General features: G+C 60.2%; 16 protein-coding genes, 1 tRNA gene and 3 pseudogenes. 18 read left to right on the forward strand and 2 right to left on the reverse strand.

The window, feature by feature from the left end:
• Nucleotides 1–9: 9 nt before the first annotated feature.
• The 14 genes and pseudogenes from AB4O22_RS19600 to AB4O22_RS19665 all read left to right on the forward strand — a co-directional run bounded on the left by AB4O22_RS19600 (nucleotide 10) and on the right by AB4O22_RS19665 (nucleotide 13,358).
• Nucleotides 10–735 carry an urea amidolyase associated protein UAAP1 gene (locus AB4O22_RS19600; RefSeq protein WP_003198756.1) on the forward strand — a complete coding sequence of 242 codons (726 nt, stop codon included), beginning with the start codon at nucleotides 10–12 and terminating at the stop codon, nucleotides 733–735.
• 11 nt (nucleotides 736–746) lie between these two features.
• On the forward strand, nucleotides 747–1,388 hold the full coding sequence (locus tag AB4O22_RS19605) for an urea amidolyase associated protein UAAP2 (protein WP_003198754.1): 642 nt from the start codon (nucleotides 747–749) through the stop codon (nucleotides 1,386–1,388).
• 241 nt (nucleotides 1,389–1,629) lie between these two features.
• A complete protein-coding gene (gene uca, locus AB4O22_RS19610; protein ID WP_460096996.1) occupies nucleotides 1,630–5,271 on the forward strand; it encodes an urea carboxylase in 3,642 nt (1,213 codons plus the stop codon).
• A gap of 22 nt (nucleotides 5,272–5,293) precedes the next feature.
• Nucleotides 5,294–7,071, forward strand: a pseudogene (gene atzF, locus AB4O22_RS19615) (allophanate hydrolase).
• 251 nt (nucleotides 7,072–7,322) lie between these two features.
• Nucleotides 7,323–7,940 (forward strand): annotated as a pseudogene (locus tag AB4O22_RS19620) (GGDEF domain-containing protein); the annotation flags it as partial.
• Complete coding sequence (locus AB4O22_RS19625; RefSeq protein WP_003198746.1) at nucleotides 7,933–8,151, forward strand: cysteine-rich CWC family protein; 219 nt, start codon at nucleotides 7,933–7,935, stop codon at nucleotides 8,149–8,151. The pseudogene AB4O22_RS19620 and the gene AB4O22_RS19625, both read left to right, overlap by 8 nt.
• A 35-nt stretch (nucleotides 8,152–8,186) precedes the next feature.
• Entirely contained in the window at nucleotides 8,187–8,879 is a 693-nt protein-coding gene (locus tag AB4O22_RS19630) for a pseudouridine synthase (RefSeq protein ID WP_223470683.1), read from the forward strand.
• A gap of 310 nt (nucleotides 8,880–9,189) precedes the next feature.
• Nucleotides 9,190–10,074 carry an alpha/beta fold hydrolase gene (locus AB4O22_RS19635; RefSeq protein WP_018606957.1) on the forward strand — a complete coding sequence of 295 codons (885 nt, stop codon included), beginning with the start codon at nucleotides 9,190–9,192 and terminating at the stop codon, nucleotides 10,072–10,074.
• Between the two features lie 163 nt (nucleotides 10,075–10,237).
• Nucleotides 10,238–10,311 (forward strand) — tRNA-Gly (locus AB4O22_RS19640).
• A 126-nt stretch (nucleotides 10,312–10,437) separates the two neighbouring features.
• Nucleotides 10,438–10,998, forward strand: a complete 561-nt coding sequence (locus tag AB4O22_RS19645; RefSeq protein WP_460097000.1) for a hypothetical protein — start codon at nucleotides 10,438–10,440, stop codon at nucleotides 10,996–10,998.
• A 315-nt stretch (nucleotides 10,999–11,313) separates the two neighbouring features.
• Complete coding sequence (locus AB4O22_RS19650; protein WP_460097731.1) at nucleotides 11,314–12,048, forward strand: zeta toxin family protein; 735 nt, start codon at nucleotides 11,314–11,316, stop codon at nucleotides 12,046–12,048.
• Nucleotides 12,036–12,203, forward strand: a complete 168-nt coding sequence (locus AB4O22_RS19655; protein ID WP_003198738.1) for a hypothetical protein — start codon at nucleotides 12,036–12,038, stop codon at nucleotides 12,201–12,203. Before AB4O22_RS19650 ends, AB4O22_RS19655 begins: the two co-directional genes overlap by 13 nt.
• A gap of 573 nt (nucleotides 12,204–12,776) precedes the next feature.
• A complete protein-coding gene (locus AB4O22_RS19660) occupies nucleotides 12,777–13,124 on the forward strand; it encodes a DUF3077 domain-containing protein (RefSeq protein ID WP_460158232.1) in 348 nt (115 codons plus the stop codon).
• A gap of 66 nt (nucleotides 13,125–13,190) precedes the next feature.
• A complete protein-coding gene (locus tag AB4O22_RS19665) occupies nucleotides 13,191–13,358 on the forward strand; it encodes a type II toxin-antitoxin system ParD family antitoxin (RefSeq protein ID WP_116643002.1) in 168 nt (55 codons plus the stop codon).
• Nucleotides 13,359–13,374: 16 nt separating this feature from the next.
• Here AB4O22_RS19665 and AB4O22_RS19670 read toward each other — a convergent pair whose 3' ends face one another.
• Complete coding sequence (locus tag AB4O22_RS19670) at nucleotides 13,375–13,854, reverse strand: Lrp/AsnC family transcriptional regulator (RefSeq protein WP_003198732.1); 480 nt, start codon at nucleotides 13,852–13,854, stop codon at nucleotides 13,375–13,377.
• 144 nt (nucleotides 13,855–13,998) lie between these two features.
• Here AB4O22_RS19670 and AB4O22_RS19675 point away from each other — a divergent pair, with 144 nt between their 5' ends.
• From AB4O22_RS19675 to AB4O22_RS19685, 3 genes and pseudogenes are all read left to right on the forward strand, one after another.
• Nucleotides 13,999–14,628, forward strand: coding sequence for a LysE family translocator (locus tag AB4O22_RS19675; protein WP_223470681.1), 630 nt, complete (start codon nucleotides 13,999–14,001; stop codon nucleotides 14,626–14,628).
• Nucleotides 14,629–14,909: 281 nt separating this feature from the next.
• Nucleotides 14,910–15,086 (forward strand): annotated as a pseudogene (locus tag AB4O22_RS19680) (type II toxin-antitoxin system HicA family toxin); the annotation flags it as partial.
• A gap of 40 nt (nucleotides 15,087–15,126) precedes the next feature.
• Entirely contained in the window at nucleotides 15,127–15,537 is a 411-nt protein-coding gene (locus tag AB4O22_RS19685) for a type II toxin-antitoxin system HicB family antitoxin (protein ID WP_003198726.1), read from the forward strand.
• Between the two features lie 151 nt (nucleotides 15,538–15,688).
• On the opposite strand, the gene AB4O22_RS19690 is transcribed toward AB4O22_RS19685, so the two are convergent.
• Nucleotides 15,689–15,835, reverse strand: coding sequence for a hypothetical protein (locus AB4O22_RS19690; RefSeq protein ID WP_003198724.1), 147 nt, complete (start codon nucleotides 15,833–15,835; stop codon nucleotides 15,689–15,691).
• Nucleotides 15,836–16,011: 176 nt separating this feature from the next.
• On the opposite strand from AB4O22_RS19690, the gene AB4O22_RS19695 reads away from it, so the two are divergent.
• Nucleotides 16,012–16,416 (forward strand): low affinity iron permease family protein, encoded by a 405-nt coding sequence (locus AB4O22_RS19695; RefSeq protein ID WP_013692463.1) that lies wholly within the window; start codon nucleotides 16,012–16,014, stop codon nucleotides 16,414–16,416.
• Nucleotides 16,417–16,421: the final 5 nt, after the last annotated feature.

A 16,421-nucleotide genomic window follows, 5' to 3' on the forward strand; every position in this document is an offset into this window, starting at 1 on the left:
GCTCTCCCCATGACCGACTCGACCCAATTGTTTACACCCTTCGCCGAAGAACTGCTGCCCGGCGGCGGCCACCGTTCCTTCGTGCTCAAGCGCGGCCAACTGCTGCGCCTGACCGACCTGCGCGGCGGGGCCAACGTGAGTCTGACGCTGCTCAACGCCAACGAAAAAACCGAACGCCTGAACCTGCCCGACAGCCTCAAATGCCAACACACCGCCAAGCTTACCGCCGGCCATTGCCTCTACTCCGACATGGGCCGGGTGCTGGCGGCCATCACCGCCGATACCTGCGGCTGGAGCGACAGCCTCGGCGGCGTGCTCTGCGCTGAGGAAGTCGCTGAAAAATACGGTCAGGGCCGCTACCAGGAACTGCGCAACGGCTTCTTTCGCAACGGCACCGACAACCTGCTGGTGGAGCTGGGTAAATGGGGTCTGGGCCTGTCCGACCTGCTGATGACCCTCAACCTGTTCAGCCGGGTCGATGTCGATGAGGCTGGCGGCTTTCACTTCGTTGAAGGCAACTCCCAGGCCGGCGACTACATCGAGCTGTACGCGCCGATGGACACCCTGGTGGTGCTGACCGCGCTGCAACATCCGATGGACCCGAACCCGCAATACGCCCCGCAACCGCTCAAGCTCAGTTGGATGAACGCCGACGCCAGCGTCGCCGAGCACTGCCGCCATTCGCGCCCGGAAAACCAGCGCGGCTTCATCAACACCGACCGCCTGTTCGCCTGAGGATCGTAGCCATGTCACTCACCATCGCCACCGCACACAAGCAACCCGATACCGCCGTCTACCGCGCCACGATTCCCGCCGGGGAACCGTGGCTGACAGAGGTCAAGGCCGGCCAGACCCTGCGCATCCTCGACCTGGAAGGCAACCAGGCGGTCGACACGTTGTTCTACAGCCTGGCCAACCCCAAGGAACGCTACGACGTGCAGCGCACCCTGCGCCGGCAGAACAGCGTCTACCTGAGCACCGGCAGCGTGCTGTATTCCAACCTCGGCCACCCGATGCTGACCATCGTCGAAGACACTTGCGGACGCCACGACACCCTCGGCGGGGCCTGCGCCCAGGAAAGCAACACCGTGCGCTACGCCCTGGAAAAACGCTACATGCACAGCTGCCGCGACAACTACCTGCGAGCCTGCGCCCACGACGGTCGGCTGGGCAAGGGCGACATCGGACCGAACATCAACTTCTTCATGAACGTGCCGGTCACCGCCGATGGCGGCCTGACCTTCGAAGACGGGATCTCGGCGCCAGGGAAATACGTCGACCTGCGGGCCGAGATGGACGTGATCGTGTTGATCTCCAACTGCCCGCAACTGAACAACCCGTGCAACGCCTACAACCCTACGCCAGCGGAGCTCTTGATATGGAACTGAAACTCACCCGCCTGCGCCGCTGGTTGTTTGTGTTGTGCCAGAGCCGGTCGGGGCAGTGCATCAAATAAACACAGATTTTATAAACACCACCCATCCCCTGTGGGAGCGAGCCTGCTCGCTCCCACAGGGGGGTAGTGGTGTTTGGAGGTTTGTCGCCAGGGACGACCCCGGCGGCCATCGAAAACTGCGGGACGGCCCGCATCCCAGTTCAGGCAGTACGCATGCCTGAGGGGGCAATGCCATGTTCGAAAAAATCCTGATCGCCAACCGTGGCGCCATCGCCTGCCGCATCTTGCGGACCTTGCGTGAGCTGAAGGTCGAAGGCGTCGCGGTGTATTCCCAGGCCGACGCCGCCAGCTTGCATATCTTGCAGGCCGATGAAGCCCACTGCCTGGGCGAAGGCGCGGCGGCCGGTACTTACCTGGCGGTGGACAAGCTTTTGGCGATTGCTAAAAGCAGCGGCGCGACCGCGATCCATCCCGGCTACGGCTTTCTCTCGGAAAACGCCGCCTTCGCGCAAGCGTGCGAGGCCGCTGGCATCGCCTTCATCGGTCCGACGCCAGAACAACTGCGCGTGTTCGGCCTCAAGCACACCGCCCGCGACCTGGCGCGCCGACATGGTGTGCCACTGCTCGAAGGCACCGAACTGCTCGACAGCCTCGATGCCGCGCTATTGGCGGGCACTCAGCTCGGCTATCCGGTGATGCTCAAAAGTACCGCGGGCGGTGGCGGCATCGGCATGCGTGTGTGCCGCAGCGCCGCCGACCTGAGCGAATCCTTCGAAACCGTGAAGCGCCTGGGCCAGAACAACTTCAGCGACGCCGGAGTGTTCATCGAGAAGTACATCGAACGTGCGCGGCATCTGGAAGTGCAGGTATTCGGCGATGGCCTGGGCCAGGTGATCGCCTTGGGCGTGCGCGACTGCTCGGTGCAACGGCGCAACCAGAAAGTCCTCGAAGAGACCCCGGCGCCGAACCTGCCCGAGGGCATGGCCGATGAACTCTGCGCAGCGGCGATCCAACTGGCCCAGGCCGTGAACTACCGCAGCGCCGGCACCGTGGAGTTCGTGTTCGACAGCGACGCGGGGCGCTTCTATTTCCTCGAAGTGAACACCCGCCTGCAAGTGGAGCACGGCGTCACCGAGCAGGTGTGGGGCGTGGACCTGGTGCGCTGGATGGTGCAACTGGCGGCCGGTGATTTGCCGCCACTGAGCGAACTGGGCCAAGGTTTGAAAGCCGAGGGCCACGCGATCCAGGCGCGCTTGTATGCCGAGGACCCAGGCCGGGATTTCCAACCAAGCCCGGGGCTGCTGACTGCCGTGAAATTTCCCCAGGCCGACGGCAAGTCACTGCGCATCGACACCTGGGTCGAGGCCGGTTGCCAGATCCCGCCCTACTTCGACCCGATGATCGCCAAGGTCATTCGCTGGGCGCCGACCCGCGAGCAGGCGCGCCTGGGCTTGCATCAAGCGCTGGACGAAAGCCTGTTGTACGGCGTCGAGACCAACCGCCACTACCTGCAACAGATTCTCCTCGACACACCGTTTGCCAGCGGCCAGCCCTGGACCCGCTGCCTGGAAGCGCTGGTCTATCGCGCCAACACCGTTGAAGTACTCAGCCCCGGCACCCAGACCAGCGTCCAGGACTATCCCGGCCGCCTCGGTTATTGGGCGGTGGGGGTGCCGCCGTCGGGACCGATGGACAGCCGTTCGCTGCGCCTGGGCAATCGCCTCTTGGGCAACGCAGAAGGCGCGGCGGCCTTGGAAATCACCATGAACGGGCCGCTGCTGCGCTTCAACTGCGCCGCGCGGGTGGCGGTGACCGGTGCGGTGATTGCCCTCACGCTCGACGGTGAACCGGTGCCGATGAACACGCCGTTGTCGATTGCTGCCGGCGCCACCCTCGCCATCGGCAACATCTCTGGGGCCGGGGCGCGCAGCTACCTGTGCCTGCAAGGCGGCGTGCAAGTGCCGGATTACCTGGGCAGTAAAAGCACCTTCACCCTCGGCCAGTTCGGCGGCCATGGCGGACGGGCGTTGTGTACCGGTGACGTGTTGCACCTGGCACCGCTGGATGAGCACGCGATGCTGCCGCCAACGAGCGCGCCGATCCTGGAACTGCCAAACGTGCGGCAGATCCGCGTGATCTACGGCCCGCACGGCGCGCCCGAATACTTCACCGAGCGCTACATCCAGACGTTCTTCGACACGGCCTGGGAAGTGCACTTCAACTCCAGCCGCACTGGCGTCCGCCTGATCGGGCCGAAACCCGAATGGGTCCGCGCCGACGGCGGCGAGGCTGGGCTGCACCCTTCCAATATCCATGACAACCCCTACGCCATCGGCGCCGTGGACTTCACCGGCGACATGCCCGTCATCCTCGGCCCCGACGGCCCGAGCCTGGGCGGTTTCGTCTGCCCGGTGACGGTGATCGAAGCGGACCTCTGGCAGTTGGGGCAGCTCAAGGCGGGGGACAAGGTGCGGTTTGTGCCGGTGGATGTATCGACCGCGCGCTCACTGGCCCTGCAATGGTCCCCCTGTGGGAGCGAGCTTGCTCGCGATAACGGTCTGTCAATCCCATCGATTCTGGATGTCCCGTCGCTATCGCGAGCAAGCTCGCTCCCACAGGGGATGGTGTCGCCCGTGGTGTTGGATATCGGTCAGGACGATACCCGCCTGGTCGCGCGCCTGGCCGGCGACACCCACCTGCTGCTGGAAATCGGCGCCCCCGAACTGGACCTGGTGCTGCGCTTTCGCGCTCATGCCTTGATGCAGGCGTTGGAACACAAACACCTGCCCGGCGTGATCGACCTGACGCCGGGCATTCGCTCGCTGCAAGTGCACTACCAACCCGAGCAAATGCCCCTGGCCGATCTGCTGAATATCGTCGCCGGTGAGTGGGACGCCGTGTGCGCCGCGCAGGACCTGCAAGTGCCGTCGCGCATCGTCCACCTGCCGCTGTCCTGGGATGATCCGGCCTGTCAGTTGGCCATCGAAAAATACATGACCACGGTGCGCAAGGACGCGCCCTGGTGCCCGAGCAACCTGGAGTTCATCCGGCGCATCAACGACCTGCCCAACCTCGATGAGGTGCAACGCACGGTGTTCGATGCGAGCTACCTGGTGATGGGCCTGGGGGACGTCTACCTCGGCGCGCCGGTCGCCACGCCGCTCGACCCACGGCATCGGTTGGTGACCACCAAATACAACCCGGCCCGCACCTGGACCGCGGAAAACTCGGTGGGCATCGGCGGCGCCTATATGTGCGTGTACGGCATGGAAGGGCCTGGCGGCTATCAGTTCGTCGGGCGCACGTTGCAGATGTGGAACCGTTATCGGGACGTCGCCGCCTTCGACGGCAAGCCCTGGCTGCTGCGGTTCTTCGACCAGATCCGCTTCTATCCGGTCAGCGCCGATGAACTGCTGCGCATCCGTCGGGACTTCCCCCTGGGCCGCTTCGATCTGGAGATCGAGCACAGCCAGCTCAACCTCGCTGACTACCAGCGTTTCCTGGTGCAGGAAGCCGACGGCATCGCCGCGTTCCGCCAACGGCAACAAGGCGCCTTCGACGCCGAGCGCGAGCGTTGGATCGCCAGTGGCCAGGCGCACTTCGACAGTGAAGAACCGGCCATCGCACCGAGCGAAGATTCGCCGCTGACTGACGGTCAACTGAGTGTCGACAGCCACATCGCCGGCAACCTCTGGCAGGTGCAGGTAGACGTTGGCGCACGGGTCGCCGCCGGTGATGTGCTGGTTATTCTCGAGTCGATGAAAATGGAAATCCCGCTGCTTGCACCCTCGGCCGGCGTGGTGCGCGAGGTGCGCGTCCAGCCAGGTTCGGCAGTGCGCGCCGGACAGCGCGTCGTGGTGCTGGACCGTGACTGAACTCAATCAAAGGATTAACACCATGAACCTCTCTCTTCGCTTGGACGACCTGCGCACGACCTATCGCAACGGCGAACTGACGCCACGCCAATTGCTGCTGGGCCTGCGGGAAAAAGCCGCGGCGCTGAACCCGGACTATCACCTGTTCATTCACCTGCTGACGGCCGAAGAACTGGAACCCTACCTGACCGCATTGGAAAGCCGCGACCTGGAGAGCCTGCCGCTGTACGGCGTGCCGTTTGCCATCAAGGACAACATCGACCTGGCCGGCATTCCGACCACCGCCGCCTGCCCGGCATTTGCCTACGTACCGCCACGCTCGGCGACCATTGTCGAGCAGTTGCTGGCACTGGGCGCGATCCCCCTGGGCAAGACCAACCTCGACCAATTCGCCACCGGGCTCAATGGCACTCGCTCGCCCTACGGCGCCTGCCGCAACAGCGTGCTGCCCGACTATCCCGCAGGCGGTTCGAGCGCCGGCTCGTCGCTGGCCGTGGCCCTGGGCGTGGCAAGTTTTGCCTTGGGCACCGACACCGCCGGCTCCGGTCGAGTGCCCGCAGCCTTGAACAACCTGGTGGGATTGAAAGCCACCCTGGGGTTGATCTCCACGGCGGGCGTGGTCCCGGCCTGTCGCACGCTGGACTGCGTCACGACCTTCACGGCGACAGCAAGGAAGCCAGCCAGCTCTTGGCGCTGACGGCCCGTCCAGACCCTCGTGACGACTACAGCCGCCACAACCCGCAGTGGAACGACGGCGCCGCGTTCGGCGTGCCCCGGCGCTTTCGCTTCGGTGTGCCGCGCCAGCAGGACCTGGCATTTTTCGGCTGCCAGGAAGGTCCGCAACTGTTTCTGGAAGCCATCGAGCGACTCGAACGCCTGGGCGGCGAAGCCGTGGAACTGGACTTGTCGCCGTTCCTGGAAGCAGCGCGGCTGCTTTATGAAGGCCCTTGGGTGGCCGAACGCTACAGCGTTGCCGGCCCCTTGATGGAGCGTGAGCCGGAGGCCGTACTGCCGGTCATCCGCGCCGTCCTGGCGAAAGCGCCTACGGTAGATGGCGTACAAACCTTCCGCGCCCGCTACCGTTTGCAAGCGCTCAAAGCCCAATGCGACCGGGCCATGGACGCGCTCGATTGCGTAATCACCCCGACCATCGGCCGACCGGTGACCCTCGCCGAACTGGCCTCCGAACCGGTGCTGCGCAACTCGGAACTGGGGTATTACACCAATTTCATGAACCTGCTGGACTACGCCGCCGTTGCTGTTCCCAGTACGTTCATGGCCAACGGCTTGCCCTGGGGCGTGACGCTGTTCGGTCGAGCCTTCACCGACCAATACCTCTTGAGCGTGGCCGATGCCCTGCAGCGTCAACAGGAAACGACTTTGCCAGCGCCCGCCAACCCGGCGCGCCACGACCTGGCACGGCTGGTGGTGTGTGGCGCACACCTGGACGGGTTGGCGCTGAACTGTCAGCTCAAGCAACGCGGTGCGCGTCTGATCGAGGCCACCCAAAGCTCAGCGGATTACCGCCTCTATGCCTTGGCCGGCGGCCCTCTCCTGCGCCCCGGCATGCTTCGGGTCAGCGAGGGCGGCGTGGCAATCGAGGTGGAGATATGGGAACTGCCGAGCAGCGAACTGGGTTCATTCCTGACTGGCATCCCCGCACCGTTGGGGCTGGGCAAGGTGCAACTGGCCGATGGTCGCTGGGAAAGCGGATTCATCTGCGAGTCGTATGGCCTGGAAGGCGCACGGGACATCAGTCATCTGGGGGGATGGCGGGCTTATTTGCGTAGCCTGGAATAAAGCCGAATCTGTGGTGAGGGAGCCTGTTCCCTCACCATGGTCCTACAAACCTGCAAATCCGAATGTCTTTTCCCACAAGGCCACTAAACTGACTTCATTGGGTCTGCGCCAAGGGAATCGCCATGTCGTTCCGTTCGCCGTTGTATTCCCAGCGCAAGCCGCTCCTGGCCGTGGTGGCGCTGCTGGGTACTGGTTTCCTGATCATTGCGTTGCTGGGCTATTACGCAGCCCATGCCTCGGTACGCGATAACATCCTCAAGACGCTGTATCTGAACTTGCTGATCGGCATACTCGTGACGCTGGCGGTCCTGGCAATCCTTTATCGGTTGATCAACAGCTACCAACAACGCATCGATGCCCAGGCCACCCTCGACAGCCTGACCGAATTGCCGAATCGCCGTGGCTTCGACCTGCTGGCGGTGCAAGCCCTGCATGAAGCCCAGCGCGAGCCCAAACCCTTGACTGCGCTGCTGGTGGAACTGGACGAGTTCAAGCGGCTGGACAGCACCCATGGTCATATCGCCACCGAACAACTGCTGACCGGGTTCGCGCGCGACCTGACGCAAAGCCTGCGGCATTCGGACATCGTGTGTCGCTGGAGCACTGAAGCCTTTGCCGTCCTGCTCAAGGACACCGATGGACAGACCAGTCTGAAAATCGCAGAGAAAATTCGTCAGCACATCGAAAAGCAGCGCTATTTCTGCAGTGGAAAACAATTGCTGGTCACCGTCAGCCTCGGCCTCACCACCTTGCAGGACGAAGACACCTTGCACAGCCTGCTGTCGCGGACCGATCATGCGCTGCAACGCGCCCGACAGACCGGGTGCAACCGAACCTGCGTGGAAATGCCTCACTCCAGTTATGAATAAACCCGACCTTTGCCCGGCCTGCGGCGGTGCCAACGACTGCACCCTGGCCGACCCACGAACCGCCGACCGCGCCTGCTGGTGTTACGGCGTGAGCATCGACCCGGCCGTGCTCGAGGCATTGCCAACCGAGCTGCGCGATCAGTCCTGCCTGTGCCCACGCTGCGCCCAGGTCGAAGCCCAGTTGCGCGCCAAGCCCCAGCCGATCGCGTAAGATGCCCGCCCTCCGCTGCCTTGCCTGAACTGCCCATGCGCGTCGACCGTTTCCTCAGTAATCTGCCGCGATTCAATCGCCAACAAGTGCGCCTGCTACTGGTGGAACGCAGGGTGCGGATCGATGGCCAGACCGTCAGCGATCCCCATGCACAAGTCCGTGAATTCAGCCGTGTAGAAGTCGACCACGACGTGCTGCAAGCAGGCCGGCCGGCGCGCTACTTCATGCTGCACAAGCCACCCGGCTGTGTCAGCGCGACCCGCGATCCGCAACACCCCACGGTGCTCGACTGGCTGGACGAACCGGACAAGAACGACCTGCACATCGCCGGGCGCCTGGACTTCAACACCACAGGGCTGATGCTGATCACCAATGACGGCAGCTGGTCGCGGCGCCTGACCCAACCGCAGACCAAACTGCCCAAGGTCTACTACGTCGAAACCGAGCAAATCATCACGGCCGAATACGCCGATACCTTCGCCCGGGGCCTGTACTTTGCCTTCGAAGACCTCACCACCCAACCTGCAGAGCTGACGCTGCTGGGGCCCAGATCGGCGCGCTTGAGCATCGTTGAAGGGCGCTATCACCAGGTCAAGCGCATGTTCGGCCACTTCAACAACAAGGTGCTGCGCCTGCACCGCGAGCGCATGGGCCCGTTGACGTTGGACGCCCATCTCGAGCCGGGCCAGTACCGCGCCTTGAGCCCTGAAGAAGTCCATCTCATCTGAACCCGCTACCGCTGGGCAGAAGTGTCGAACAATTTTCCGATAGGTACTTGCGCAACGGTCGCCCCCCTGCTTGAATCAAACCGTCGGCCGAAATGTGACCGATGAGTCACAACATACTTCCAAGAAACCTTTTGCCGGCTGGAACCCTCAGGTTCCGCCTTGTCCCGCCGGCGAACTGCCCGCCTATAACAACACCCGTCGACCGTTTTTTTGGATCGACATGGGCCTTATCTTCCAGGCGAATGCCTACCTGTCACATTGCCCGTGCAATCTCATTGCGCGCATACCCGCTTGCCAGGAGTCTTATGACATGAGGCCAGAAATCGCTGTGCTGGATATACAGGGTCAGTATCGGGTTTACACGGAGTTCTATCGCGCAGACGCCGCACAAAAGACCATCATTCTGGTCAACGGCTCAATGGCCACTACCGCGTCGTTTGCACAGACCGCCAAAAACCTCTACCCGCAATTCAATGTTGTGCTGTACGACCAACCCTACGCGGGCAAGTCAAAAGCTCACAACCGACATGAGCAAATGTTGACGAAAGAGATCGAGGGCCAGATTCTCCTGGAACTGATCGACCACTTCGCCGCCGAACACGTGCTGTCGTTTTCCTGGGGCGGCGCCGCCACGCTGACCGCTTTGGCGCAGCGGCCACGGCGCATCGAAAAAGCCGTGATCAGTTCATTCTCGCCGGTGCTCAATGCGCCGATGCGCGACTACCTGGAACGCGGTGTGGATTACCTCGGCAGCCTGGACGGCGACCGTGTCGGGCACTTGGTCAACAGCACCATCGGCAAGCATTTGCCGCCGCTGTTCAAGCGTTTCAACTATCGCCATGTCAGCAGCCTGGCCGAGCATGAGTACGGGCAAATGCACTTCCACATCAGCGATGTCCTCCACAGCGACCAGCTGTGCTACGTCAACGCCGCGAAAAAAATCAACGTGCCGGTGTTGTTCCTGAACGGCGAATGGGACGAATACACCGCGGCCGACGACGCCAGGCTCTTTGCCGATCACGTGCAGCACAGCAGCTTCAGCACACTGCAAGCCACCGGGCACTTCCTGGACATGGAACACAAAGCCGCCTGCCGCGACAGCCGTAACGCCTTGCTGGGTTTCCTCACACCGGAACACCACGAAAGCCGTCCGCGCTATAGCTACGTGCAGGGCTACCATGCACTGGCTATCTGAAACCGAGTCCTGGCGAGCACCCCCCCGTCCTGCGCCTTCAGCAACGGGGCTTGCCCGCCAACGACCGCTCTGGTTTGAGGCTCGCATAGACGACTGACCGCACGCGGAGTGAAGAAAAACTTCAAATCCGTGTCCACATCTGGTACAAAGTCAGCCGCTCTGAGCGGGTGTCGTATAATGGCATTACTCCAGCTTCCCAAGCTGATAACGAGGGTTCGATTCCCTTCACCCGCTCCAATCGAATTCTGGTCCTGCGTCGTACGTTTTTGGCGGGGGATTAAAAAACCGGCTCTTGGTGGCCGGTTTTTTTTGGTCTGGAATTTTGTGGGATTGGCGCCCGAGTACCTATGAAGGAGAGCAAGGATGCACCTGATTGACTCATATCTGCCTACGTATCAGTTCAGTGAATTGCATACCGTGGACATCCCCGCAGACCCTTCCCATGCCATGGCGGCAATCCTCGCCCACCGCCCCGAAGACGACCGTTTTTTTCGGTATGCAATCAAGCTTCGCGAACTCCCCATGCGCCTGTTGGGTCGATCTCGGCACCCAGGCGCTGATCAACGCGCTTCATTCGGCATGGATAATTTCACGTTGCTTCAGCGCAACGGCGACATAGAAGTCGCCTACGGGCTCGCCGGCAAGCTGTGGAAAGCCGACTACGGCCAAGTCGTTGTCGCGGATGCCGAAGCGTTCGAGCTGTTCAATGAGCCGGGGAATGTGAAGCTGGTCATTAGCTTCACCTGCCAGTTGCTGCGACCGGGCTTGACGAGGGTCACCACGCAGACACGGGTGCATTGCCTCGACGCGGATGCATTGCGAAGTTTTACGTCGTATTGGTATTTGATTCGTCCGGTCAGCGGGCTTATCCGTCGGCGCATGCTGAAGGCTATTGCGAGGCGTTGCGTAGCAGGCGCTTTTTAAATTCTTCATCGCAATACAGATCTGTTGTCACCAAGAGACGCTCAAAGTGAAGCCATTGACTGAGGCGGATCTCTGCGTCATGTCATGTGACGCACATCTCGATTCATCACCTACTAGCTATGCGAAGCGCACCGGCCAATGGGGCCTTGCCACCTCCAGGTTAGAAACACTTGGACAAGGTAAGCACGGCGGATTACGTCGTAATTCCCCCTCCCAGCTGTCGCATGCGGTACGGTAAAGCCCGGAGCACAAACGGCAAATCACCAGTCACACGAAGAGGGTCCGCATTCAGTGCAAGAAGACAAAAGGCTTGGAATGACGGGAGAAGAGCAGGCCATCTGGGATGACGCGATCAGGTTTTCCCGATCAAACAAGAAGGCTATTGGCAAGCGGCTCACGGATCAGACCAAGTATCCCCCCGAAAAAGAACCTGTTTCGGTTTTCATGGCGGGGTCGCCGGGCGCGGGTAAAACAGAAGCATCTTTAGCGCTGCTGAACCTTTTCTGTGATACGCCCATCCTACGAATTGATCCAGACGAGCTCAGAAACGAATTTGAAGCGTATCAGGGTGGCAATGCCTGGCTTTTCCAAGGTGCCGTTTCAATTCTTGTTGAGAAGCTGATTGACCTCGCCCCAGATCGAAAGCAGTCTTTTCTGCTGGATGGGACTCTTTCAAATATAGAGATTGCGAGGAAAAATGTGCAGCGGTGCCTCGACAAGGGGAGATTTGTACAAATACTCTACGTCTATCAAGATCCTAGGCTTGCTTGGGCCTTTGTAACGGCCCGTGAGGAAGCCGAAGGACGGAGGATTCGACCTGAGCATTTCGTCGACCAATACTTTGCAGCACGTGACGTGGTAAACACACTTAAGCTAGAGTTTGGCAAGAATCTACATGTCGATCTGCTTGTGAAGCACATTGATAATTCTGGGCGCCTTTACAAGGCTGGCGTTGACAAGATCGACTACCATATCCCCGAGAAGCATACGCGACACGAGCTGATGGCCATGCTTGGGATAAATGACGGAGCAACTCCATGTTTACCATGAAACTCGGATCCACAAAGGAGTCCACGAGCCCATTCGCAGACTTCATTCGTAATGCGAAATCGGAAGAAAAAAAACGCGTCTACAGTGAAGTGCTGACCGAAGCTACCAAAAAACAGAATGAAGTGATGTTGGCTGCACGTGCAAAACAAGCCTGATCACGTTACTGGATTCCAAAACTGCCCGGCCTAACGCCGGGCTTTTTCATTCTGTCGTTAACCTGCTTTTCACGCTCTGGCGCCTACGGGCTCGTCGGCAAGCTTTGGAAAGCTGACTACGGCCAACGAGACATTGCACAACCTCAACAACGGGACCGTTGAAGGAAAGATAGACAATAGTACTGAGAATAAATGAGTCCCGTGGCGAGGGAGCTTGCTCCCGCTTGAGTGCGAAGCGCTCACAAGAGGGGCTGCTGCGCAACCCAGCGGGAGCAAGCTCCCTCGCCACGTATCGCATGTCCCCGGGAGATTTGTAGGCAAAATCCGAAAACTGCGTAGGGGGTGCGCTTAATTGGCTTTTCGGCGAGTTTTCGCCTTGTTGCCCTTGTCCTTCGATGGCTACTCTCCCAGACGTCGCTGCAAATCAGGCGATCGGGCTTGGAAACCCGTGAGTCAAGCAACCGCGCTTCACGGGAGCTAGACAATGCGTACCTCGCAGCAAATCAAATCACATTCAAACCAGCCAACGCTCAGGCCTCGAACCTACTGTTTCTCGATCGACGGGGGCAGGCCATGAACGAAAACACTGAGCTAAAAACCATCGGCTACACCCCCTTCAACTATTCCGCTGATCGAGCACTGTTCCGTGTCAACGGCGGTGTCCCCATCCAAGAGGCATTGGAACGAGCGTCGGATCTTTTGCATCTCGCTCACCGGCTTGCCGAAGACGCGGCGTTTGAAAAGAGCACCGACCGATACGCCTGGGCTGCGCACTTTTTGTTGGAGATGAGCAAGGCGGTGATTGATGACGTTGTGAAGGTCATTACGCCAAGGCCGGCGGCTGAGTCCAAGAAAAATCCGAGGCGCAGTAGATCGACAGTAAGTCCTGAGAATGGGGACATAGGGAACCCCATCCGATAGACAGCGCTAAGCCCTGCTTCTTTCGCAGCGGGGCTTAGCAATACCGACGTCCCTAGAGGCTCAAGCATGGGAAGCGTTCGAAAAACTATAACCGTTGCCAATCAGCGCGCTCAGGAACGTAATGCCGAACTGAAGGATATCCGCTCGGCCCTTGAAGACGGTGAGTCCAGCGGCCCCCCTCGCCCATTCAATCCCGACGCATTCAAACAGCGAATGTTATTAGGACGTGGATAAATCCCCATCGTAAAAACTATTCAGCCCCAGGCAAATGCCCCAACGGCAACGCCCCCGGCGTCTTCACCGTATTGATCGCAAAGTTACTCCGGATATCGCTGATGCCGGGCAATTTCAACAAATGCCCCGTGACAAAACGGTCATAAGCCCGCAGGTCCGGCACCACGACTTGCAGTAGAAAATCCGACTCGCCCGATACCAGGAACGCCGAGATCACTTCGGGCAATGCCGTCACTGCCTGGCGAAATGCTTCGGCTCGCTCGTCGTTGTGCCGTTCGACCTTGACGCCGACGAAGATCGTCAGCCCGAGGCCCACTTCGTCGCGGTCCAGGACGGCTTGATAACCGCGAATGACACCGGCTTCTTCAAGCATCCGCACGCGGCGCAAGCAGGGCGACGGGGACAGGCCGATTTCTTCGGCCAGTTGCACGTTGCTCAGGCGGCCGTCTCGTTGCAGCGCGACGAGGATTTTACGGTCGAAGGCGTCCAGTTTCATAAGTTGGCATTTTCCGATTGGATGATGCAGATACGTGGCAGGTTATGCCAATTCGCGAAGCTTTAGAAGATGACTTCGCAACCACCTGCCCTGCCTCTCAGCCATAGACTGGGCACTTGCGAATCGTTGATGAAGGGGTGTGGCATGGCAGAGCTCGGGTTGTTTTTGATGGCGTTGACGGTGGCGTATCTGTTGCCCGGGCCGGACATGATTCTGCTGCTGCAAACCGGTGCCCGTCAGGGCAGGGGCGCGGCGCTGGCGACGGCGGTGGGCCTGGGGGTTGCTCGTGGGTGTCATGTTGCATTGGCGGCGTTGGGGCTTTCGGCCTTGTTCAAGACCGCGCCGTGGACGTTCGATGTCGTGCGTCTGGCCGGGGCGGCCTACTTGTTATGGATCGGTTTTCAATGCCTGCGGACCACCTTGTTGCCGAATTTTGAATACGCCGCTGTCGAGGCCGGAAAGCGGCGTTGGCACCAGGCGATTCGGCGTGGGCTCCTGACCAATCTGCTCAATCCAAAGGCCTTGCTGTTTTGCTCGGTGCTGTTGCCGCAGTTCATCGATCCACAAGGCGGACCAGTGCTAGGGCAATTCGCGACCCTGGGCGTGGTACTGGTCGGCGTCGGCCTGCTGTTCGATAGCGCTTATGCGTTGGTGGGTGTCGCACTCGGTCGCTGGCTTCAGCGTTCGCCTTCGGCCCAGCGCGTACAGCAGTGGCTGTTTGGCAGTCTTCTGATTGGTTTTGCGGTACGGCTGACGTTTGTGCAGCAGTCATAGCGACCGTAGTTTCGCGAAGTGGCTCCTGGTATTTGAGCTGTAAATCCAGGGCTGCTTCGCACCCCAGCGGGAGCAAGCTCCCTCGCCACACAAGCATTTTCGTCCGGTTTCACATCCCGAAATAAACCCACCCCGCCCCTCTGCCGCCCTTGTGCGACGCCGCTTCTAGACTTCGTTGCGATGACTGCGCATACCTGCCGAGGCCACCTTCGGTGGTTATAGTGTTGATCATTCATTTTCAGTAGGTATAGTACCCACCAAGCACACCACACGGAGGTGTTGTGAATAGCCGATTCTTGATAAGCCAAATCATTGCAGACGGTTGGTATCTGGTGCGGGTTCGGGGCAGCCACCATCACTTCAAGCACCCGACCAAGCCGGGATTGGTCACGGTTCCTCATCCGAAGAAGGACCTGCTCAAGAAAACGGCCATCAGTATTTTGCAACAGGCGCTGCTTCAGCCGGCCCGTTGCGCGACGTTCCCGGAGGACGATGAATATGCTTTACCCGATTGCGATTTCCATGGGCGATGACAAGCACGCCTGGGGTGTTGAAGTACCGGATATTCCCGGATGCTTTTCCGCAGGCGATGACCTGGACGAGGCCATGGCGATGGCGCGTGAGGCCATCGAGGGGCATTTCGAGGTTCTGGCTGAGGACGGCTCGCCGATTCCTTCGGCCAACACCGTCACCTTGCACGCCGCCAATCCGGCATATGCCGGCTGCACCTGGGCGCTGGTGGACATCGATGTGACCAAGTACCTGGGCAAGGCGCAGAAACTCAACATCACGTTGCCCGGCTATCTGCTCAATCGTATTGATGAATACGTGTTGCACCATCCTGAAGAGAAGAGCCGTTCCGGCTTCCTGGCTTCGGCAGCGCTCAAGGTGTTGCAGCAAGGGCGGTGAGCAATCAATGCTGGAGAAAAGAGCCTGTGGGAGCGAGCCTGCTCGCGATAGCGGTACGTCAACACCCTTGATGTTGCTGACCCGACGCCATCGCGAGCAGGCTCGCTCCCACAGGGTTTTGCGACAGCCCATTCGAGGGGTTGCGGGCTGCCTATTTCTTTTCCGCTCCAGACTCTTGCATCTGCACCGAGGACTTGGTGCCATCGGTGTTGTCCTTGGTCTCGTTACCCGAGTTGTCGAAGCAGCCTTGCAGGGCAAACAAACAGCAGGCAAGGCAAACAGTGCGTGCGAGGTTCATGGTGGACTCCGAAGCTGAGGGCCTTAAGGAGTGACCCGCCAACACGGCAATTGGTTGCGATGATTTTCAGGCTGCACGAAAAACCCTGCCGAACAGCGGCGCCTGAAAATGTAAGCAGAATTTTCACCGTTTCGTTGCTGTCACACCAGACAGGTGCATCCATAAGGAACACAGCAATGACCTTCGCAAAAATCGCGCAAAAACTGGCCCTTTGGGCGGGGAGCCCCAAGACGTTTCTGGGGGCCATCGTGTTGTTGGCGCTCTGGGCCCTCAGCGGACCGCTTTTCGACTTCAATGACACATGGCAACTGATCATCAATACATCAACGACGATCATTACCTTCCTGATGGTGTTCCTGATTCAAAACACGCAGAACCGCGATACCGACATCTTGCACCTCAAGGTCGATGAGTTATTGCGAGCGACCAAGGAGGCACAGAATGCAATGCTCGGCCTTGAGTCGCTGGACCTCAAGCAACTGGAGGCGCTGAGAAAGCATTACCAGGCCATGGGTCACGGCGAAGCCAAGAGTCTTGAAGGGCTGGAAGAAAAGAACAAAGTAGACCTGAACCAGTGCTGACGCAG

This window comes from Pseudomonas sp. S3_B11 (genome assembly GCF_054667715.1).

Coding starts and splice junctions, on each gene's coding strand:
- AB4O22_RS19645 (WP_460097000.1), top strand. CDS start 10,438: ATGCACCTGATTGACTCATATCTGCCTACGTATCAGTTCAGTGAATTG.
- AB4O22_RS19630 (WP_223470683.1), top strand. CDS start 8,187: ATGCGCGTCGACCGTTTCCTCAGTAATCTGCCGCGATTCAATCGCCAA.
- AB4O22_RS19635 (WP_018606957.1), top strand. CDS start 9,190: ATGAGGCCAGAAATCGCTGTGCTGGATATACAGGGTCAGTATCGGGTT.
- AB4O22_RS19600 (WP_003198756.1), top strand. CDS start 10: ATGACCGACTCGACCCAATTGTTTACACCCTTCGCCGAAGAACTGCTG.
- AB4O22_RS19690 (WP_003198724.1), bottom strand. CDS start 15,835: ATGAACCTCGCACGCACTGTTTGCCTTGCCTGCTGTTTGTTTGCCCTG.
- AB4O22_RS19625 (WP_003198746.1), top strand. CDS start 7,933: ATGAATAAACCCGACCTTTGCCCGGCCTGCGGCGGTGCCAACGACTGC.
- uca (WP_460096996.1), top strand. CDS start 1,630: ATGTTCGAAAAAATCCTGATCGCCAACCGTGGCGCCATCGCCTGCCGC.
- AB4O22_RS19685 (WP_003198726.1), top strand. CDS start 15,127: ATGCTTTACCCGATTGCGATTTCCATGGGCGATGACAAGCACGCCTGG.
- AB4O22_RS19675 (WP_223470681.1), top strand. CDS start 13,999: ATGGCAGAGCTCGGGTTGTTTTTGATGGCGTTGACGGTGGCGTATCTG.
- AB4O22_RS19660 (WP_460158232.1), top strand. CDS start 12,777: ATGAACGAAAACACTGAGCTAAAAACCATCGGCTACACCCCCTTCAAC.
- AB4O22_RS19695 (WP_013692463.1), top strand. CDS start 16,012: ATGACCTTCGCAAAAATCGCGCAAAAACTGGCCCTTTGGGCGGGGAGC.
- AB4O22_RS19665 (WP_116643002.1), top strand. CDS start 13,191: ATGGGAAGCGTTCGAAAAACTATAACCGTTGCCAATCAGCGCGCTCAG.
- AB4O22_RS19605 (WP_003198754.1), top strand. CDS start 747: ATGTCACTCACCATCGCCACCGCACACAAGCAACCCGATACCGCCGTC.
- AB4O22_RS19650 (WP_460097731.1), top strand. CDS start 11,314: ATGACGGGAGAAGAGCAGGCCATCTGGGATGACGCGATCAGGTTTTCC.
- AB4O22_RS19655 (WP_003198738.1), top strand. CDS start 12,036: ATGTTTACCATGAAACTCGGATCCACAAAGGAGTCCACGAGCCCATTC.
- AB4O22_RS19670 (WP_003198732.1), bottom strand. CDS start 13,854: ATGAAACTGGACGCCTTCGACCGTAAAATCCTCGTCGCGCTGCAACGA.